The sequence below is a fragment of the Catellatospora sp. NPDC049609 genome, assembly GCF_040675365.1.
Taxonomy (GTDB): domain Bacteria; phylum Actinomycetota; class Actinomycetes; order Mycobacteriales; family Micromonosporaceae; genus Catellatospora.
Window position 1 is genome coordinate 30,864 of record NZ_JBFAOU010000045.1, and the last position, 19,350, is coordinate 50,213.

The 19,350-nt window shown below is 72.0% G+C and carries 16 protein-coding genes, 1 tRNA gene and 1 pseudogene; 7 read left to right on the plus strand and 11 right to left on the minus strand.

From position 1 onward, the window contains the following. Positions 1-63: 63 nt before the first annotated feature. The 7 genes from pknB to AB0J67_RS15385 form a co-directional block, all read right to left on the minus strand. Positions 64-1,767, minus strand: coding sequence for a Stk1 family PASTA domain-containing Ser/Thr kinase (gene pknB / locus AB0J67_RS15355; RefSeq protein WP_363482034.1), 1,704 nt, complete (start codon positions 1,765-1,767; stop codon positions 64-66). Further along, positions 1,764-3,029, minus strand: a complete 1,266-nt coding sequence (locus AB0J67_RS15360) for a serine/threonine-protein kinase (RefSeq protein WP_363482037.1) — start codon at positions 3,027-3,029, stop codon at positions 1,764-1,766. Before AB0J67_RS15360 ends, pknB begins: the two co-directional genes overlap by 4 nt. Continuing rightward, positions 3,029-4,552, minus strand: a complete 1,524-nt coding sequence (locus AB0J67_RS15365; protein ID WP_363482040.1) for a penicillin-binding transpeptidase domain-containing protein — start codon at positions 4,550-4,552, stop codon at positions 3,029-3,031. Before AB0J67_RS15365 ends, AB0J67_RS15360 begins: the two co-directional genes overlap by 1 nt. After that, positions 4,549-5,868 carry an FtsW/RodA/SpoVE family cell cycle protein gene (locus tag AB0J67_RS15370; RefSeq protein WP_363482082.1) on the minus strand — a complete coding sequence of 440 codons (1,320 nt, stop codon included), beginning with the start codon at positions 5,866-5,868 and terminating at the stop codon, positions 4,549-4,551. Before AB0J67_RS15370 ends, AB0J67_RS15365 begins: the two co-directional genes overlap by 4 nt. Positions 5,869-6,025: 157 nt before the next feature. Then, entirely contained in the window at positions 6,026-7,393 is a 1,368-nt protein-coding gene (locus tag AB0J67_RS15375) for a PP2C family serine/threonine-protein phosphatase (RefSeq protein WP_363482043.1), read from the minus strand. After that, a complete protein-coding gene (locus AB0J67_RS15380; RefSeq protein WP_363482046.1) occupies positions 7,390-7,881 on the minus strand; it encodes an FHA domain-containing protein in 492 nt (163 codons plus the stop codon). Before AB0J67_RS15380 ends, AB0J67_RS15375 begins: the two co-directional genes overlap by 4 nt. Before the next feature lie 6 nt (positions 7,882-7,887). After that, positions 7,888-8,646: a DUF3662 and FHA domain-containing protein gene (locus AB0J67_RS15385; protein ID WP_363482049.1), complete on the minus strand. Its 759-nt coding sequence runs from the start codon at positions 8,644-8,646 to the stop codon at positions 7,888-7,890. Between the two features lie 280 nt (positions 8,647-8,926). Between AB0J67_RS15385 and AB0J67_RS15390 the strand changes: the two genes are divergently transcribed. Next, positions 8,927-9,012, plus strand: a tRNA-Leu gene (locus tag AB0J67_RS15390). 380 nt (positions 9,013-9,392) lie between these two features. Here AB0J67_RS15390 and AB0J67_RS15395 read toward each other — a convergent pair. The 4 genes and pseudogenes from AB0J67_RS15395 to AB0J67_RS15410 form a co-directional block, all read right to left on the minus strand. Next, positions 9,393-10,607, minus strand: a complete 1,215-nt coding sequence (locus AB0J67_RS15395; protein ID WP_363482051.1) for an ABC transporter permease — start codon at positions 10,605-10,607, stop codon at positions 9,393-9,395. 224 nt (positions 10,608-10,831) lie between these two features. Continuing rightward, positions 10,832-11,479: pseudogene (locus AB0J67_RS15400) on the minus strand (ABC transporter ATP-binding protein); the annotation flags it as partial. Further along, complete coding sequence (locus tag AB0J67_RS15405) at positions 11,476-12,603, minus strand: peptidoglycan-binding protein (RefSeq protein ID WP_363482054.1); 1,128 nt, start codon at positions 12,601-12,603, stop codon at positions 11,476-11,478. The gene AB0J67_RS15405 and the pseudogene AB0J67_RS15400, both read right to left, overlap by 4 nt. Further along, positions 12,600-13,151 carry a hypothetical protein gene (locus tag AB0J67_RS15410; protein WP_363482057.1) on the minus strand — a complete coding sequence of 184 codons (552 nt, stop codon included), beginning with the start codon at positions 13,149-13,151 and terminating at the stop codon, positions 12,600-12,602. Before AB0J67_RS15410 ends, AB0J67_RS15405 begins: the two co-directional genes overlap by 4 nt. A 164-nt stretch (positions 13,152-13,315) precedes the next feature. Here AB0J67_RS15410 and AB0J67_RS15415 point away from each other — a divergent pair, with 164 nt between their 5' ends. The 6 genes from AB0J67_RS15415 to AB0J67_RS15440 all read left to right on the plus strand — a co-directional run bounded on the left by AB0J67_RS15415 (position 13,316) and on the right by AB0J67_RS15440 (position 19,141). Then, positions 13,316-13,972: a response regulator transcription factor gene (locus AB0J67_RS15415; RefSeq protein WP_363482060.1), complete on the plus strand. Its 657-nt coding sequence runs from the start codon at positions 13,316-13,318 to the stop codon at positions 13,970-13,972. Then, positions 13,969-15,174 carry an ATP-binding protein gene (locus AB0J67_RS15420; protein ID WP_363482063.1) on the plus strand — a complete coding sequence of 402 codons (1,206 nt, stop codon included), beginning with the start codon at positions 13,969-13,971 and terminating at the stop codon, positions 15,172-15,174. Before AB0J67_RS15415 ends, AB0J67_RS15420 begins: the two co-directional genes overlap by 4 nt. 104 nt (positions 15,175-15,278) lie before the next feature. Further along, positions 15,279-15,788 carry a sigma-70 family RNA polymerase sigma factor gene (locus AB0J67_RS15425; protein WP_363482066.1) on the plus strand — a complete coding sequence of 170 codons (510 nt, stop codon included), beginning with the start codon at positions 15,279-15,281 and terminating at the stop codon, positions 15,786-15,788. Further along, positions 15,781-17,064, plus strand: coding sequence for a hypothetical protein (locus AB0J67_RS15430; RefSeq protein ID WP_363482070.1), 1,284 nt, complete (start codon positions 15,781-15,783; stop codon positions 17,062-17,064). Before AB0J67_RS15425 ends, AB0J67_RS15430 begins: the two co-directional genes overlap by 8 nt. A 163-nt stretch (positions 17,065-17,227) precedes the next feature. Then, positions 17,228-18,292 carry an NAD-dependent epimerase/dehydratase family protein gene (locus AB0J67_RS15435; RefSeq protein WP_363482073.1) on the plus strand — a complete coding sequence of 355 codons (1,065 nt, stop codon included), beginning with the start codon at positions 17,228-17,230 and terminating at the stop codon, positions 18,290-18,292. Positions 18,293-18,322: 30 nt separating this feature from the next. Then, positions 18,323-19,141, plus strand: a complete 819-nt coding sequence (locus AB0J67_RS15440) for a WecB/TagA/CpsF family glycosyltransferase (protein WP_363482076.1) — start codon at positions 18,323-18,325, stop codon at positions 19,139-19,141. Positions 19,142-19,350: the final 209 nt, after the last annotated feature.

Consider the following 19,350-nt stretch of genomic DNA (forward strand, 5'->3'; position numbering starts at 1 on the left):
CGCCGACAACCGAAACGGCGCCCACCCCCGAACGGGATGGGCGCCGTTTCCGTGTTCATGCGGTCACGGAGTGGGGGTGACGCTCGGCGACGGCGGCGGCTCCACCTCCGGTGCCGTGAAGACGACGATCGTGATCTTGGAACCGGCCGTCTTCAGGGTGCCTTCCTGCGGGTCCTGGCTCTTGACCGTGCCCACCCGGTCCGGGTCGGGGCTCGCCTCGCCCTTGCGGATGACGGCCTCGAAGCCTGCGGCCTCGATCGCCGCGACCGCCGCCTCCTGCGACTTGCCGACGACACCCGGCACCGGCTTCTGATTGCCCTTGGAGACCGTCACCACGACGGTGGTGCCCTCCTCCACCGACGTGCCCTGCGGCGGGTTGGTGGACAGGACGATGCCCGCACCCTTGTCGCTGTCCTGTTCGACGATCTTGGCGACGAGATTGCGTTCCTTGAGCAGTTGCTCCGCGGTATCCCGGGGGCTGCCCACCAAAGGCGGCACCTGGGCCGTCGGCTTGCCGTTGCAGATCTGGTAGACGACCTCGGACTTCTCCGCGACCTCTTTGCCCTGCTCCGGGTCCTGCCGGAAGACGGTGTTCATCTTGCAGTCGGAGTTCTGCACCGGCTCGCCGATCTTCGGCGTCAGCCCGGCCCGGGTCAGCAGCGCCTCGGCCTCGGTCTTCGTCTTGCCCATCAGGTTGGGGACCGGGACGTCCTTGGGCTGGTTGGCCAGGATGAGCCCGGCCGTCAGCGCCACCACGGCCAGCACGCCGAGTGCGGTCAGGGTCGCGATGACCCAGCCGGAGGCACGGCGGCGGCGGGCGTCGCCCACCCGGGCGGGCGCGTTGCGGTTGGTGCCGGTGCGCGTCGGCGCCGACATCGGGATCGTCTGCTCCTCGCGCAGCACCGGGGTCGCCATGACCGGGCGGCCCGCGGCAGCGCGCAGCAGGTCGGCCCGCATCTCACCGGCCGACTGGTAGCGGTTGGCGGGGTTCTTCGACAGCGCCTTGAGCACGACCGCGTCGACGTCGGGGGTGACATCGTGGTTGGACTCGCTGGGCGCCGGCGGCTCCTCCCGCACGTGCTGGTAGGCGACGGCCACCGGGGAGTCGCCGACGAACGGCGGGTGCCCGCAGAGCAGCTCGAAGAGCACGCAGCCGGCTGCGTACACGTCGGAGCGGGCGTCCACGGCCTCGCCGCGCGCCTGCTCCGGGGAGAGGTACTGCGCGGTGCCGATGACGGCCGAGGTCTGCGTCATGGTGGTCGCGCCGGATGCCAGGGCCCGCGCGATGCCGAAGTCCATGACCTTGACCTGGGCGTTCGGCGTGAACATGACGTTGCCGGGCTTGATGTCCCGGTGGATGATCCCGTGCCGGTGGCTGAACTCCAGGGCGGCGCAGATGTCGGCGGTGATCTCCAGAGCGCGGCGCGGCATCAGCCTGCCCTCGGCGGCCAGCACCTCCTTGAGGGTGCGGCCCGCCACGAACTCCATGACGATGTACGGCAGCACCTCACCGGAGGGCGCACGCTCCTCGCCGGTGTCGTAGACCGCGACGATCGCCGGGTGGTTCAGCGCGGCGGCGTTCTGCGCCTCACGGCGGAACCGCATCTGGAAGGTGGCGTCGCGAGCGAGGTCGGTGCGCAGCATCTTGATCGCGACGTCGCGCCCGAGACGCAGGTCGCGCCCCCGGTGCACCTCGGCCATGCCGCCGTAGCCGAGCAACTCGCCGACTTGATACCTGCCACCCAGCAGGCGGGCCTGCGCGTTCATCGCGTACGTCGTCCTTCGGTCATCTGGTCCATGCTCACGTGGTCCGCCCCGTTCAGCCACCCGGCGGCCGAAAGTGTGACGCGTTCGGAATGTGCCGGGAGTCCTCGGTTGTCTTCGTTCTTCTTGCGGACCACGTAGCCGGCGAACGCGGCCAGCGCGAGCACTGCCAGCATCCCGAGGACCACCAGGATCACGGTCAGCGCGGTCCGCCCGCCGCCACCGCCGGACGGGGTGGGCTGAGGCCCGTACGGTACCCCGCGGACCGGGGTGAGCGGGGCAGGCGCAGCCGGGACCGGGGCAGATCCTCGCTGGTAGCCCCCGTTGGGGCGAACCGGGGCGGGCTGCACCGGGCTCAGCGGGCGCGACGGCACCGGCGAGACGGGCGTGGCCGAGACCGGGCTGGGCGACACCGGCTGCACGGGCAGCGTCGGCCCGCTGCCGTGGGTCAGCGCACCGGCGGCCTGGCGGGCGGCGTTGGCGAACGCGGCCGCCGACGGCCAGCGGCTCGCCGGGCTCTTGGCCATTGCGCGCTCGACGATCTGGCGCACCACCGGCGGGATGTCGCTCGGCATCGGCTTGGGAGTGCCGGTGACGTGCTTCATCGCGATCTCGAGCGGGGTGTCGCCCTCGTACGGCCGGTGCCCGGTGAGGCACTGGTACGCCACGACGCCCAGCGAGTACACGTCGGAGGTGGCCGAGGCGCCCTCGCCGGAGGCCTGCTCCGGGGCGAGGTACGAGGCGGTGCCCATGACCGCGCCGGTGGCCGTGAGCTGGCTCGCCGCGGCGGACCGCGCGATGCCGAAGTCGGTCAGCACGAGCGTGCCGTTGGGGCGCACCAGCAGGTTGCCCGGCTTCACGTCGCGGTGCACGATGCCCTTGTCGTGCGCGGCCTGCAGCGCGTCGGCGGCCTGCGCGATCAGGAGCATGGTACGGGCGGGGGTGAGCCGGCCGACCTTGTTCAGCGTGCGCGAGAGCGGGTCGCCCTCGATCAACTCCATGATCAGGTACGCCAGGTGGGCGTCGTTGCCGAAGTCGTAGATGCGGACCACGCCGGGGTGGTTGACGCCGGCCATCGTCTTGGCCTCCGCGTGGAAGCGCTTGACGAAGCCCGGCTCCTCCAGCAGGGCGGGCAGCATGACCTTGATGGCGACGATCCGGTCGAGCACCTCGTCGGTGCCCTTCCACACGTCGCCCATGCCACCGGACGCGATGCGCTCGTCGATGCGGTAACGCCCGTTCAGCGTGGTGCCAGGGGAGACCATCACTTGCCACCCTTGTCCTTGATCACGCCTTGCATGACCAGTCCAGCGATACGGGCGGCTTCACCGCTGCCGCCCTTTCCGGCATCATCCAGGATGACCGCAACCGCGGCGACCGGGCGACCGTCCTTCATCGCGAACCCGATGAACCAGCCGTCCGAGCCGGCCTGGGCCTCCTCGTCGGCGGTGCCGGTGCCGGTCTTGCCGCCGACCACGTAGCCGTCGATCTGCGCGTTCCGGCCGGTGCCGTTCTCCACGACGCTGATCATCATCTCGCGCAGCTGCGCGGCCGCGCCCGAGGTGCACGTCGTACGCAGCTGCTTGGGCGCCGCCGCGTAGAGGCCCGTGGTCAGGTCCGGCCCCACCAGGCGCTCGACCAGGTACGGCCGCATCTGCGAGCAGTCGTTGGCGATCGACGCGGCGACCATCGCGTTCTGCAGCGGGGTCACCCGGACCTCGTTGAGGCCGATCGACGAGATCGCGATGTTCGGCTTGTCGTCGCCGCCCGAGCTGGTGGTCAGCGGGCCGAGCACGCTCTCCGGCACCCGGGTGCCCCGGTCCGGCGCGGACAGGTTGCCGACGCGCAGGTCGTCGTCGTAGAAGCCGAACCGCCGCGCCGTGTCGTTGAGCCGCTGCGAGCCCAGCTCCACGCCCAGGCGCGCGTACGCCGTGTTGCAGGAGACGGTCAGCGCCTCCTTCAGCGTGATCTGGTCGTCGGGGCAGGTCCCCGAGGTCGCGTTGCGGATCACGTGGGTGGTGCCGGGCGCCTGGTAGCTCGGGCCCGCCTTCAGGGGCGTGTCCGGGTTGCTGCCCGCCTCCAGCGCCGCCGCCGACACCAGCACCTTGAACGTGGACGCCGGCGGGTAGGTCTCCTGTAGGGCCCGGTTCAGCAGCGGGTTGCCGGCCTGGCCCTCCAGCCGCTTGTACGCCGCCTCGGCCTTGCCGGTGTCGTGGGCGACCAGCGGGTTCGGGTCGAAGCTCGGGAACGAGGTCATCGCCAGGATCCCGCCGGTGTTCGGGTCCAGCGCGATCACCGCGCCGGACTTGGCGCCCTTCTTGTTGTTGACGAGCTCCTTGTACGCCGTGTCCTGCGCGGTCTTCGACAGCGTCAGGGTGACGTTGCCGCCCGCCGTGTAGGACCCGGTGAAGATGTCGCGCAGCCGGTCCGCGAACAGCTTGTCCGAGCTGCCGGACAGGAAGTCGTTCTCCAGCTGCTCGATGCCGGTGGCCGTGCCGTTGACCGGCTTGTAGCCGACGACGTGCGCGTACGCCGCGCCGTTGGGGTAGCTGCGCAGGTACTTCAGGTTGCCCTTGGTGGCCTCGGAGAGCGCGATCGGCTTGCCGCCGGGGTTGCTCACCATGATGTAGCCGCGCTGGCGGTTGTACTCGTCGATCTGCACGCGGTCGTTGTACTGGCTGGTCCGGTAGTCGTTGCCCTTGTACGCCTGCACCCAGTTCAGGTTGGCGAAGAGCAGACCGAACAGCACCATGACGACGACACCTACGCGGCGCAGCGGGGCGTTCACCGGCGGACACCTCCCGTCGACGCGGGGGTGCGCGCCGCATCAGAGATCCGCAGCAGCAGCGCCACCAGCAGCCAGTTGGCCACCAGCGACGAGCCGCCCGCGGAAAGGAACGGCGTGGTCTGGCCGGTGAGCGGGATCAGCTTGCTGATGCCACCGATGATCACGAAGACCTGCAGGGCGAGCGTGAAGGCGAGGCCACCGGCCAGCAGCTTGCCGAAGGAGTCCCGCACGGCCAGCGCCGCGCGCAGGCCCCGGGAGACCACCAGCAGGTAGAGCGCCAGCAGCGCGGTGAGGCCGAACAGGCCGATCTCCTCGCCCATGCCGGCGAAGATGAAGTCGTTGCGCACCTCGGGCACCTCGAGCGGGCTGCCCGCGCCGGGGCCGGTGCCGAACATGCCGCCGGTGCCCAGGCCGAGCAGCGACTGCACGAGCTGGTAGCCGCGGTCGTACGGCTCGGCGAACGGGTCGAGCCAGATGTCGACGCGCTGGCCGAAGTTGGTGAACGGGCCGCCGACGATGCCGGCCAGCACGTACGCCAGCACCGCGCCGCCGAAGAAGAGGATCAGACCGATGATCAGCCAGCTGACCCGCTCGGTGGCCACGTACAGGGTGACCACGAACATGCCGAAGTACAGCAGCGAGGTGCCCAGGTCCTTCTCGAAGACGAGGACCAGCAGGCTCATCGCCCAGACCACGATGACCGGGCCCAGGTCGCGCCCGCGCGGGAAGTCGATGCCGAGGAAGCGGCGGCTGGCCAGCGCCAGCACCTCGCGCTTGCGGACCAGGTAGTACGCGAAGAACGCCAGCAGCATCAGCTTGGCGAACTCACCGGGCTGGATGGCGAAGAAGCTGCCGAACCGGATCCACAGCTTGGCGCCGTTGACCTCGGACACGCTGCCGGGCAGCACCGCGGGCAGCAGCACCAGCACGATGCCGCCGAAGCCCAGCGTCCAGGCGAACTTGGAGATCTCGCGGTGGTCGCGCACCACCCACAGCAGGGCGCCCGCGCCGGTCACCGCGATCAGCGTCCACAGCAGCTGCTTGCCGCCGTCACCGGCGAAGATGGCCAGCTCCGGGCGGGCGTCGGCGTCGGCGCGGCCCAGGTCGAGGCGGCGCAGGAACGCCACCCCGAGCCCGTTGAGCAGCGCCACCACCGGCATCAGCACCGGATCGGCGAACGGCGCCTTGAGCCGGATGACCACGTGCAGGGCCAGGAACACGGCGGTGAGCACACCCGCCGGATACCAGAAGTCCATCGTGACCGTGTCGAGCATGTTCGCCTCGACCGCCGCCAGGTATCCGGCGACCATGGCCATGCCGAGCAGCAGCAGCCACAGCTCGGTGCGGCGCACCGGGCGTGCGGCCGGATCCAGGCGGAACGACAGCGACGGCTTGGCCGCCGCGGGCGTCTCCGGGACGGCCGCGGCTGCCGCGGGAGGGGCGGTATGGGGGGTGGTCACGACGTCCTCAAGCTCAATTCGACCGGCAGGGCACCGGACTCGGCACCACCGGTTCGCTGGGCGGGCTGCTCGCCGCGGCGGGCGCCGGAGTGGCGCTCGGCGTGACGGCAGGCGACGGGCTCGGCGACGGCGAGGGGTCGGCCGACGGCGGGCAGCTGGGCAGCATGTTCTGGTTGCTCGGGTCGTCCCGGATCAGGTTCTGCAACCGGGTGAGGGCGTCGGCCTCGTCATCGGCCTGGATGCCCTTGCGGACCTGCTCCTGGGCGACCAGGGTGAGGTCGTCCAGGGTCACGTCGCTGACCTCGCGGGCCTCGGACAGGTCGAACCCGGCGATCTGGCCCGGCACGCCGCGGAACACGGCCACCTGGCCGTCCTCCGTCGCGCCTATGTAATAGCGCGACTGCGAGTAGTCCCAGGCGAACCAGACCCCGGCGCCGAGCACCGCGAGCAGGCCCACCACGAGCAGGGCGGCCCGCAGCGGGTGGCGCGTGCGCCGGGCGGCCGGCTCGGCCGGTGCCGCCGCGGGCTCCTCCACCGCCGGGCGGGGCGTGCCGGTGAGCGCGGAGGCGCGCGCGGCCGGGGTCGACTCGACCTGGGCCTCGCTGCTGTTGCCGCGGTCGCGGGCAGCGGCGCCGCCGACCACCGGAGCCTGCTCGACGATGTCCTCGTCGGTGGCGTCCGCGATGATCACGGTGATGTTGTCCGGACCGCCGCCGCGCAGCGCGAGCGCGATGAGGCGCTCGACGCAGGCCTGCGGGTCGACGTACTCCCGCAGGGTCAGCGCGATGGTGTCCGCGCTGACCACGCCGGACAGGCCGTCGGAGCAGATCAGGTAGCGGTCGCCCGGATGCACCGGCCGGACGGTGTAGTCCGGCTCGATGTCGCGACCGTCCATGGCCCGGGTCAGCAGCGAACGCTGGGGATGGCTGCTCGCCTCCTCCGCGCTGATCCGGCCCTCGTCCACCAGCATCTGGACGTACGTGTCGTCCTTGGTGATCTGGTTGAACTCGCCGTCGCGGAGCAGGTATGCCCGGGAGTCGCCGATGTGGGCCATGCCCAGTTTGGAACCGGTGAAGAGCATCGCGGTGAGCGTGGTGCCCATACCCTCCAGGTGGGGGTTGGCGTCCACGGTGTCGCGAAGCTGCTGGTTGGCGAGGTTGACGGCCGATCGCAGGGAGTCGACGATCGCGTCACCGGGGACGTCCTCGTCGAGCGGGGCCATGGCGCCGATGACGATGTTGCTGGCGACGTCACCGGCGGCCATGCCGCCCATGCCGTCGGCAACGGCGAGCAGGCGCGGCCCGGCGTAGACGGAGTCCTGGTTTCCGTCACGGATCAGGCCGCGGTCGCTGCGGGCCGCGTAGCGCAGGATGATTGTCATGGCCGTAATTCGAGGGACGTGCGGCCGATGCGAATCGGCACGCCGAGGGGTACGGGAGTAGGTCCGCTCACCTTGCTGCGGTCCAGATACGTGCCGTTGGTCGAGCCGAGGTCCTCCACCATCCACTGCCCGTCCCGGGGGACGAGCCGAGCGTGCCGGGCGGACGCGTAGTCATCGGTGATGACGAGCGTGGAGTCCTCCGCCCGGCCGATCGTGATGGGCGCCTCGCCCAGTGTGATCTTGGTGCCGGCGAGCGAGCCCGCCGTGACCACCAAGGTGTGCGCGGCCCGGCCCTTCTTTACCTTGGCCGGGCGCGCGCTGCCCCCCGCCTGCGCGGCACCCGCGACGCCGCGGGGCGCCGCGACCAGCCGGCCCGTACGGGAGCCGGCGAACAGATCCCGGCGGATGACCCCGACCACGGTGAACACGAAGATCCACAGCAGCACGAGGAACCCGAACCGGGCGGCGGTGAGAACGATTTCGGGCAAGGGGGATCAGCCGTCCACGCGGAACGTCAGGGTCGTGGTGCCGATCTGGATCATGTCGCCCGGGTTGAGGGCGACAGCCGAGACCCGCTGTCCGTTGACCATGGTGCCGTTGGTCGAACCGAGGTCGGTCAGGACCACCTGGGACCCGTCGAAGTCGAGCCGGGCGTGCCGGCGCGAGATGCCCACGTCGGGCAGGCGCAGGTTGGCCTGGTCGCCACGACCGATCGTGGTCGAGCCGATGGCGAGCGGGAACGTGCGCCCGTCGCCCGACACCAGCCGGACGTTGCGCGCGCCACCACCGCCACCACCGCCGCCGTGCGGGGGGCCCGCCTGCTGACCGCCGTACGGCGGGTACTGCGGCGGGGCCTCGTAGCTCGCCTGCGGGGCCTGGTCGGCGGTGTAGACCTCGGCGGACACCCGGAACATCCCGGTGTCCAGCCCGTCACCCCGCTCGATCTCGACGATCACGTCGCCGTAGACGGTCCAGGCCTGCTCGCCGATGAACTCGGCCTGCGACTGCGCCAGCTCCTGCGCCAGCGCGGCCGCATACGGCGCGAGCCGGCTGTGGTCGTACGGCGAGAGATCGATCACATAGCGGTTCGGCACGAGCGTGCGCCCACCAACCAGGATCGCCTTGTGAGCTTCAGCCTCCCGCTGCATGGCATTCAGGATCTCCACAGGGTGGACGACCCCCTTGAATACCTTCGCGAAGGCGCCCTCAACCAGGCCTTCCAGGCGTTTCTCGAAGCGTTGCAACACGCTCACCGGTCCTCCTCGGGTTCCGAGGACATGATGTTATCTGCCCTCCACTCCCGCGTCTTCGCCCAATACGTCCGCCGTTGCCGACGCCACGCCAGCATGACGACCATCTTGCCTCCGATTTCACTGTTGGCCAGGTGGTCGTGTTAGTGTTCTCCCCGCACCGCCCGCCGGGATAACCGGTTGGCGAGGCGAAGCAGGCATAGCGTAAGCTGTGCCAGCACGCAACGGGAGGTGACTTCCGGAGCGGGGCGCCGGGGCTGCTAAAGTTCCAGCGCAAGCCACTGGGGAAGTGGCGGAATGGCAGACGCGCACGGTTCAGGTCCGTGTGCCCGAAAGGGCGTGGGGGTTCAACTCCCCCCTTCCCCACCAGCAAGAAGGCCTCCTTCGGGAGGCCTTCTTCGTTTTCCGGCTCCGGTCCGGGCGCGCCGCGGAGTGTCGGCCGTTTCACACAAAGATCGCTGTTTCCCGTCACAACCCAGCCCCGCAGACCCCCCGCGACACCCTCCGCGCGTCGAGAACCGCCACCTCCGGCCGAACCCCGCCGCGGGTGCCCCCGGAACGGCGACTCGGAAGCGAAGATCGCGAGTTTGGGTCAGAAGGTGTGGTCTGGCTCCACTTTCTGACCAGAACCAGCGATCTTGCACCGTGGAGCCGCAGCCCGGCCGAGCCACCCGACCCGAGCGGGCCGAAGGTTAGGAAGGGCACCTTCCTCTACGCCCAGCGTTAAGAAGGTGCCCTTCCTTACCTCTCTAGGGGGTGGCGAGGGCCTCGGTGGGTGAGAGGCGGGAGGCGCGGACGGCGGGGTAGAGGCCGGCCAGGCCGCCGATCACGAGGGTCGCGCCGACCCCGCCGAGCATCGCCCAGGCGGGGACCACCGTCGGCCAGCCCTGGTACGCCGCGTAGCCGCCGGTCACCGCGATGCCGAGCAGCACCCCGCCGACCCCGCCCAGCGCCGACAGCAGCAGCGACTCGGCGAGGAACTGCAGCCGCACCTGCCCTCGGGTCGCGCCGAGCGAGCGCCGCAGGCCGATCTCGGCCCGGCGTTCCAGCACCGAGATCACCATCGTGTTGGCCACTCCGACGCCGCCGACCAGCAGCGCCACCGCGCCCAGGCCGAGCAGCAGGCCGGTGAAGGCCTGGTTGGCGGCCTGCTTGGCGGCCAGCGCGTCCGACGGGCGCGACACGTCGACCTCGTTCGGGGCCTGCGGGTTCGCCGTCGCGGCCAGTACGCCGCGGACCGCGTCCACGGCGCTCTCGGCGGCCCGGGTGTAGACCGTCGTCGGATGCTCGTCGAAGTCGAGCCGCTCGGCCGCGGCCGGCCAGCCGACCAGCACCGCCGCGTTCAGCTCGGGTGCCAGCGGCACCGGTTCGAGCACGCCGACCACGGTGAAGCGCTGCCCGCCGACCATGATCTGGGTGTCCGGGCCGACCGTGCCGATGCCGAGCCGGACGGCCGTGTCCGCGCCGATGACCACGGCCGGGTAGCGCTCGGTCGCCGCGTTCAGCCAGGTGCCGGAGCGCAGCTTCGCGCCGACGGTGTCGAGCAGGTCGAGCCGGGCGGCGTACACCGCGAGGCCGTTGGTCTGCGCCGCCGGGATCCGGTCGGAGCGGTAGACCTTGACGTCGTCGACCCGTCCGATCGCCGACACCTGCTGCACCGGCGCGATCCGGTCGATCATCGCGACCGACTCCACCGGCAGCTGCGCGTCCTCGCCGAACATGGTCCGGCCCGGCGCGACCGTGAGCAGGTTGGTGCCCAGCGACTCCAGGGTGCGGTCCAGCTCGGCGCGCGACGACGACGAGATGCCGACCACGGCGATCATCGCGGCGATGCCGATGGCGATGCCGAGCGCGGACAGGAACGCCCGCACCGGCCGGGTCCGCAGCCCCACTCCCCCGACACGCAGCACGTCGCGCGGGCGCAGGCGGGCCGGGTGCAGCTTGGGCAGGGCGGGCGCGCTCATCGCGACCTCCCGGCGGTCCGCTGCGCCAAGTCTCCCGGCCCGATGTCTCCTGGCTCGACGTCTCCCGGCTCGGCGTCCCCGAGGTCGGCGTCTCCGAGGCCGGCGTCACCGAGCCGGACGTTTGCCAGCCCGACGTCTGGCAGTCCGACGTTTGCCGACGCGACGTCTCCCGGGTCGGCGCCCGGCCGGGAGGGCGCGGCCGCGGGCCGAGCGCCGGAGTCGGCGACGACCCTGCCGTCGCGCATCTGGACCTGGCGGGGCAGGCCGTCGGCGATCTCGCGGTCGTGCGTGATGATCACCACAGTGGTGCCCGCGGCGTGCAGCTCGTGCAGCAGCGCCATGATCCCGGCGCCGGACGCGGAGTCCAGGTTGCCGGTCGGCTCGTCGGCCAGCAGCAGCGGCGGCTCCCCGACGACGGCGCGGGCGATGGCGACCCGCTGCCGCTCGCCGCCGGACAGCTCGTGCGGCTCGTGGTCGAGCCGGTGGCCCAGCCCGACCCGCACCAGCGCGGCCTCGGCCCGGCGGCGGCGCTCGCCCAGCGGGTGCCCGGCGTAGAGCAGCCCGTCGGCGACGTTGTCCAGCGCGCTCACCCCGGCGGCGAGGTGGAACTGCTGGAACACGAACCCGATCCGGGCCGCCCGCAGCGCCGACAGCTGCCGGTCCGACAGGGCGGCCACGTCGTAGCCGGCGATGCGCACCGAGCCCGCGCTCGGCCGGTCCAGGGTGCCGACGATGTGCAGCATGGTGGACTTGCCGGAGCCGGACGGCCCGACGATCGCCGCCATCTCCCCCGGCGCCACCGCCAGCGACACCCCGTCCAGCGCGGTGACCCCGCCCGGGTAGACCTTGACGACCCCGTCCAGGGCGATCACCGCGGGATCCCCACGGTCATGCCCTCGCTGAGCCCGGCCCCGCTGACCTCGACCCGGCCGCCGGAGAACAGCCCGGTCTCCACCGCCAGGTAGCGGCCGGCGCCGTTCTCGACGACCTCGACGCCGTACCCGCCCTCGCGCAGCGCGACCAGCGCCGCGACCGGCACGGTGAGCACGTCGGGCCGCTCCGCCGCGGTGACGGTCACGTCGACCGCCGCCTGGTCGAACGCCGCGGCCGCCTTCTGGTCGGCCAGCGACACGATCGCCTCGATCTTCGTCTCGGCCTCGCCCTGGCCCTCCCCGGCCTCGATCACGGTGTACGCCTGCGTGATCTTCCCGGCGACGTCCCCGGCCCCCGGCAGCGCCACCCGGACCGCGGCGCCCTCCTTGGCCAGCCGCTGGTCGGCGACGTCGAGCTGCACCACGACCACGCGCACGGTGCCGGTGTACTTCAGCACGGTGCCGCCCGGCTGGGCCGGCGCGGCGGAGGTGGCCTCCAGGCTCTCCACCCGGACCTCGCCCGCGGCGAACACGACCCGGCCGAACTCGACCCGGCCGGTCTCCTTCAGTCCCAGATCCTCCTGCCACTGCTTCACGGCGCTCGCCGTGGACGAGGTGAACTCCTTGTCCACGGTGAAGCCGTCGTACCCCAGCGCCTTGAGGTTCTGCTCCAGCTGCTTCACGTCGGCGCCCTCGTCACCGACCTTGAGCTCCCGGTACGCCGGCACGGTGCCGTACATCAGCACCACCGGGCTGTTGTCGATCCTGTAGAGCGGCTTGCCGCGCCTGACCACGGCACCGGACTCCGGCAGCCAGGTCACCGTGCCGTGGAGCCGGTTGATCGCCGAGTAGGTGGGCCCGAAGCCCAGCTCGCCGTCGAGGGTCTGGGTGTCCTGCAGGGTCTGCCGGGTGACCACGGCGGTCGCGGGCGGGAGGTTCGCCGCGGCCGGCGTACCCCCGTCGTCACCGCCGAAGCCGATCGCGGCGGCGGCGGCCGCACCACCGGCGGCCAGCGCGCCGACCACCAGCAGGGCGGTCCGTGCCCCGCGCCGGCGGCGGCGCCGCGCGGGCGCGGCACCGCCGTTCACCGAGCGGACCTCGGGAAGCTGCGCCGTGTCGGTCACGATCCCACCTTGGCGGGGCCGCCCAGACCGGGCATGAACTTCTCCTGGCAGAGCTTCTGCGCCGCCTCGAAGTCCGGGTCCTCGCCGACCGACTTGTCGATCCGGATGCCGTTGCCGTCCGGGTCGGGGAAGTTGGGCACCCCGTTGTCCCGCATGCACTGGGCGAACTTGCGCATGTTCTCCTGCATCTGCGGGTCGTTGCGGGCGGGCCCGCCCTCGCCGAACGGCGAGTACTCCTTGCACGCCTCCTGCGCGGCCTCGACCTTCTCCCGGTCCACCGGGCCGTTGCCGCCGATGCGGACCCGCACCGGGCCGCCGTTGGGGTCGGGGTCGTCCATCTCGATGCCGTGCTCGCGCATGCACTGGGCGAACTTGATCCCGCGCTCCTGCTGGCTCAGGCTCGGTCCGGCGCTCGGCGCCGCCGAGGCGGCCGGGCCGCCCACGCTGGCGATGCCGTCGTCGCCGTCCTTGCCCGCGCAGCCGGCCAGCGCCAGCGCCGCGGCCAGGGGCAGCGCCAGCGCCGCACCCCGCAGCCGTCGCTTCATCACGGTGGTCTCCTTCGTCGGGCCGCCGGCCGGTCGCCGGCGGCACGGTGCCCAGTCCACGCGGGGGCGCGTTTCCCGGCCGTTTCCGCCCGCGATAACGCCGGGGAAACAACGGCCCGGGTAACTATTGGCGGGCCGGAGCCTCCGGCGGGAGGGACGAGCCGGACATGCGGGTACTCGTGGTCGAAGACGAGGCGCTGCTCGCCGACGCCATCGCGGAGTGGCTGCGTGACGACGCTCACGCCGTCGACGTGGTGTACGACGGCGACGCGGCGCTGGAACGCCTGGCCGTGAACGACTACGACGTGGTGCTGCTGGACCGCGACCTGCCCCTGGTGCACGGCGACGAGGTGTGCCGCTCGCTGGTCGGCTCGCGCTCCGAGGCGCGGGTGCTGATGCTGACCGCGGCCGCCGACGTGACCGACCGGGTGGCCGGGCTGACCCTCGGCGCCGACGACTACCTGACCAAGCCGTTCGCCTTCCCCGAGCTGGCCGCGCGGGTGCACGCGCTGGGCCGCCGCGCGCGCCCGGCCGCCGCGCCGACGCTGCAGCGGGCCGGGATCCGGCTCGACCCGGCCCGCCGGGAGGTGTTCCGCGACGGGCACTACGTGCCGCTGTCGCGCAAGGAGTTCGGCGTGCTGGCCGAGCTGCTGCGCGCGCAGGGCGCCGTGGTGTCCGCCGAGACGCTGCTGGAGAAGGTGTGGGACGAGCACGCCGACCCGTTCACCTCGGCGGTCCGGCTGACCATCCTCAAGCTGCGCCGCAAGCTGGGCGACCCGCCCGTCATCACCACCGTCGCTGGAGTGGGGTATCGGATCCCGTGAGCTTTCCCTCGTACCGCCTGAGCATCCGGGCCCGGCTCACCCTCTTCTACGGCGGGCTGTTCTTCGCCGCGGGCGTGGCCATGCTCACGATCATCTACTTCCTGATGGACCAGACGCTGCTGCAGAAGTTCACCATCCAGGGCTCGCTGCCCAGCCCGGCCGAGGCCGCCGGGATGATCGGCATGCCGGAGCCCGGTACGGCGCGGGTCCGCGTGCTGATCAACGACAACCCCGACCTCCTCTATTACATGGAGCAGCGAGCCGAGGAGATGCGCCGGACGACCATGTTTAACCTGATCAAGCTGGGCGCGGTCGCCCTGCTGGTGGTCGGTGCGCTGGCGATGGCCTTCGGCTGGATCATGGCGGGACGGCTGCTGGCGCCGCTGCACCGGGTCACCGACACGGCCCGCCGGATCGGCGCCTCGCCCGCCGCCGACCGGGGGCTGCACGAGCGCATCGCCCTGGGCGGCCCGCACGACGAGATCCGCGAGCTGGCCGACACCTTCGACGCCATGCTGGCCCGGCTCGACCACGCCTTCGACGGGCAGCGGCGGTTCGTCGCGAACGCGTCGCACGAGCTGCGTACGCCGCTGACGCTGAACCGTTCGCTGGTGGAGCTGGCGATGCACCGCAAGACGGCGAGCGAGGACGTCAAGCGCCTCGGCGAGACGTTGCTCGACATCAACGGCCGCCACGAGCGGCTCATCGACGGGCTGCTGGTGCTGGCCCGCTCGGAGAACGAGGTCGTGGAGCGGCGGCCGGTGGACCTCGCCGACATCGTCGACCACGTCGCCCTGCAGGGCACCGCCGCCGCGGACGAGGCCGGGGTGACCGTCACCGTGCAGGCCGCGCCCGCCGAGACCACCGGCGACCCGGTGCTGCTGGAGCGGGTCGCACAGAACCTGATCGGCAACGGCGTGCGGCACAACGCGCGGGGCGGCTGGGTGCGCGCGGCGACCCGCACCCGCGGCGGCCGGGCCGAGCTCGAGGTCTGGAACACCGGGCCGGTGGTGGCGCCGTACGAGGTCGACGCGCTGTTCGAGCCGTTCCGCCGGGGCAGCGAGCGCACCCGCTCCGACCAGGGTGTGGGGCTCGGCCTGTCGATCGTGCGGGCGATCGTCCGCGCCCACGGCGGCGAGGTGGCCGCCCAGCCCCGCGACGGCGGCGGCCTGGTGGTCACCGTCTCACTGCCCCGCGACTGACCCCGCGGAAGTCGGGTGCAACATTCCGGGTGGGTGGGGCGTGCCAGTGAGGAGCCGCCGACGGGCGGCTCGGGCACAGACCCTTCCCCTCACGGAGCCGCCGCATGTCACCACCTGGCACCGCTGCGCCACCCGGGTTCGCCGAGCTCTACGGCACCCACTTCGCCCGGCTGGCCACCCAGCTGTACGCGTACCTCGGCGACCACGCCGAGGCGCAGGACCTGACCCAGGAGGCGTTCTGCCGGGCGCTGGACCGCTGGCATCGCGTCAGCGGGTACGACGACCCCGTCGGCTGGGTCCGCCGCGTCGCCTGGAACCTGGCCACCAGCCGCCTGCGGCGGCGCGCGGTCGCGCTACGCCACCTCGCCCGGCAGCGGGCCGAGCACGTGGCCGGGCCCGAGCCGGACCGCGTCGCGCTGGTCGCGGCGCTGGCGAAGCTGCCCGACCGGCACCGGCTCGCGGTCGTACAGCACCACCTCGGGCACCTCTCCACCGCGGAGATCGCCGAGCAGCAGGGCGTGGCCGAGGGGACCGTGCGCTCGTGGCTGTCGCGCGGCCGGGCGGCACTCGCCACCCACTTCAGCGACGTCCGAGCGGAGAGCAGCCGTGCCTGAGCCGATGGACCAGATCTTCGCCGACTTCGCGTCGGACACCGCGGGCACCTTCCGGGCCGCCCCGGTCGAGGCCCTGACCTCGGCGGTCCGCCGGCGGCGGCGGATCAGGCACGCCGGGCTCGCTGCCCTCGCGCTGGTGGTCGTCGCCACGCCCGTGGTCGTGCTCGGCCTGGCCGGCCGGGGGCAGACCCCGCCCGTGCTCACCCCGTCCACGCCCGCGGCGGCCCGCCCTTCGGCCGGTCCCTCGGCGAGCCCGCCTCCGCCGGTGGCACCGGCGCCGCAGGTGGAGACCCGGCCGGTGCGGGTGCCCGGTGTCGCTCCGGGGTACGTGCCACGCACGGTGATCTTCACCGATGCGGCGCACGGCTGGGCGCTGCTGGAGAAGTGCGACGGCGGCTGCGACTCCGTGCCGGCGAGCACCGCCGACGGCGGCCGCACCTGGCGTAAGGTCGGCGCGGACCTCGACCTGCGCGGCAAGACGATCAACCTGTACCCGCTCGACGACCAGACCGCCGTGCTGCACCTCGTCAGGGAGAGGTTCCTACTCACCCGCGACGGCGGCGCCACGTTCTCCGCGCACCCCCTCTCCGCCCCACCGACCGAGGCCCTGCTGGCCGGCGCCCGGGCCCAGGGCCGCGAGGGATACGTGCTGCTGTGCCCGGGGGCGCTCGGCTTCGAGGACGGGGCGAGCGGCATCGAGTGCGAACAGGAGCAGCTGATCAAGATCGGCTCGGGCCCGGTGTCGCCGCAGCCGAAGCTCGGCGGTGCCCCGAACCGCCCGTCGACGGTGTATCGCGGGGCCGACGGCAGGCTCTGGCTGGTCACCTCGCTCAACGACGAGGGCCAGATCCGCCTCCAGATCAGCACGGACGACGCCCGCACCTGGCGGGAGCTGCCCGCCCCGCTGACCGGCCGGCTGCCCGGCCTGCTGCTGCCCGCCCGCGGTCCCGACGCCTGGCTGGTCGGCCAGGAGGGCGCGCTGTGGCGGCGCACCGGCGCGGCCTGGAACCCGCAGCACGGCCTGCCCGCCGAGACCCTCCCCCATCAGGTCGTGGTGCTGCGCGACGGCTCGCTGCTGCTGAGCGACCCCCGGGGCGTGTGGCACCTGCGGTACCCCACGCTCACGCTGGTGTCCGGCCTGCCCCCCATGGAGCAGCTGAGCCGGCTGCCCGACGGCACCCTGCTCGGCTCCGGGGGCGGCGCCCGCTGGCTGAGCCCGGACGAGCCCGCCGACCCCGTCACCGCCCGCCCCTGGATCAAGATCCCCCTGACCTAGGGAAAGGAAGGGCACCTTCTTAACGGTTTCCGTGGCAGAAGGTGCCCTTCTTAACGCTGCGTGTACCCTTCACCTTCGCCTCTGATGGGCACCCGACGTGCCCGGCCGGTCAGGGTAAGCTCTCCGCTGGTCGCGTTCGTCGATTGGTTACAGGGAGTATCTGGTGAGCGTTGCGCTGGTGACCGGCTCGGCCGGCCTGATCGGTTCCGAGGCGGCACGTCACTTCGCCGACCTGGGCATGCACGTCGTCGGCCTCGACAACGACATGCGCAAGTACTTCTTCGGCGAGGACGGCTCGACCGCCTGGAGCCTGGTGAACCTCACCAGCAAGCTCGGCGACTCGTACACCCACTACGACGTCGACATCCGCGACCGCGACGTGCTCAACAAGATCTTCGAGCGGTACGGCCGGGACATCTCCCTGGTGATCCACACCGCGGCCCAGCCCAGCCACGACTGGGCGGCCAAGGAGCCGTTCACCGACTTCGACGTCAACGCCGTCGGCACCCTCAACGTGCTGGAGTACACCCGCCAGCACTGCCCCGACGCCGCGTTCATCTTCTGCTCGACGAACAAGGTCTACGGCGACACCCCGAACCGCCTCCCGCTGACCGAGCAGGAGACCCGCTACGAGATCGACCCGTCGCACCAGTTCGCCAACGGCATCACCGAAGAGATGACGATCGACAACAGCCTGCACTCGATCTTCGGCGTCTCCAAGGTCGCCGCGGACGTTGCGGTGCAGGAGTACGGCCGCTACTTCGGCATGAAGACCGCCGCGTTCCGCGGCGGCACGCTGACCGGCCCCGCGCACTCCGCCGCCGAGCTGCACGGCTTCCTGGCGTACCTGATGCGCTGCGTGATGGAGGGCCGCACCTACAACCTCTTCGGTTACAAGGGCAAGATGGTGCGCGACGCGATCCACTCGCACGACGTGCTCACCGCGTTCGAGGCGTTCTTCCGCAACCCGCGCTCCGGCGAGGTCTACAACCTGGGCGGCGGCCGCTTCTCGAACACCTCCCACCTGGAGGCCTTCGCCATCGCCGAGCAGATCACCGGCAAGCAGGCTCAGGTCAACTACGTGGAGCAGAACCGGGTCGGCGACCACCAGTGGTACGTCAGCGACATGGCCAAGTTCCAGAAGCACTACCCGGACTGGAAGATGACCTACGACGTCCCGGCTATCCTCAACGAAATCTACGAGGCCAACGCCGACAAGTGGATGTAGGAACCACCTGCGCACACTCTGAGGAATGCGATGACGACGACGCCGATCACCGGCAGCAAGCGCAACGTGCTCGGCGTCTTCGTCGACGCCACCGACTACGCCGACGCGACGGAGCGCATCATCCGGGCCGCGACGGACGGACGCCCGTTCGCCGTCACCGCGCTGGCCGTGCACGGCGTGATGGAGGGTGTCGCGGACCCGGTGCTCAACGCGCAGCTCAACAGCTTCGACCTGATCACCCCGGACGGCCAGCCGGTGCGGTGGGCGCTCAACCTGCTGCACGGCGCCCGCCTCCGTGACCGGGTGTACGGCCCCGAGCTGACCCTGCGGGTGCTGGCCCGCGCCGCCGAGCAGGGCCTGCCGGTGTACCTCTACGGCTCCACCCAGCCCACGCTGGAACGGCTGATCACGGCACTGACCGAGAAGTTCCCGGCGCTGAAGATCGCGGGCAGCGAGCCGTCGAAGTTCCGCGGCGTCGCGCCCGGCGAGGCCGAGCAGATCGCGGCGCGCATCACCGGTTCCGGCGCCCGCATCGTGCTGGTCGGCCTGGGCTGCCCGCGCCAGGAGAAGTTCGTGTACGCCATGCGGCCGCACCTGGACATGCCGCTGCTCGCGGTCGGGGCGGCGTTCGACTACCACGCGGGCGGCCTGCGCAAGCCGCCGGCGTGGATGCAGCGCAACGCCCTGGAATGGCTGTGGCGCCTGGGCCTGGAGCCCCGGCGCCTGTGGCGTCGCTACCTGATCCTCAACCCGAAGTACCTGGCCCGCCTCGGCGCCCAGAAGACCCGCCTGTGGCGCGCGAACCCGAGCACCCCGGCCACGGAGTCCCCGGCGTCGTTCGCCGTCTGACGCGAAGGACCGGCCCGCAGCGCGGTCCGGTCACCGGCGGACCCGCCGACAAGTCCGCGCAGCGGACGGGCGACCGGCGGGCAGAGGCCCGCACCGCCGCGCCCGCGCAGGCGGGCGCGGCGGCCGGGGGTGAGCGGGTGGGGGGGGAGATGTGGTGCAGCACCGACCCGGGGGGGTAGTCACAACGGGTGTGGCACGACGCGGGGGGC

Bases quoted from the DNA above. Each gene is read 5' to 3' on its own strand.
- pknB (WP_363482034.1), bottom strand. From the start codon at position 1,767: ATGAACGCGCAGGCCCGCCTGCTGGGTGGCAGGTATCAAGTCGGCGAG.
- AB0J67_RS15360 (WP_363482037.1), bottom strand. From the start codon at position 3,029: ATGGTCTCCCCTGGCACCACGCTGAACGGGCGTTACCGCATCGACGAG.
- AB0J67_RS15370 (WP_363482082.1), bottom strand. From the start codon at position 5,868: ATGGCCATGGTCGCCGGATACCTGGCGGCGGTCGAGGCGAACATGCTC.
- AB0J67_RS15375 (WP_363482043.1), bottom strand. From the start codon at position 7,393: ATGACAATCATCCTGCGCTACGCGGCCCGCAGCGACCGCGGCCTGATC.
- AB0J67_RS15395 (WP_363482051.1), bottom strand. From the start codon at position 10,607: ATGAGCGCGCCCGCCCTGCCCAAGCTGCACCCGGCCCGCCTGCGCCCG.
- AB0J67_RS15415 (WP_363482060.1), top strand. From the start codon at position 13,316: ATGCGGGTACTCGTGGTCGAAGACGAGGCGCTGCTCGCCGACGCCATC.
- AB0J67_RS15425 (WP_363482066.1), top strand. From the start codon at position 15,279: ATGTCACCACCTGGCACCGCTGCGCCACCCGGGTTCGCCGAGCTCTAC.
- AB0J67_RS15440 (WP_363482076.1), top strand. From the start codon at position 18,323: ATGACGACGACGCCGATCACCGGCAGCAAGCGCAACGTGCTCGGCGTC.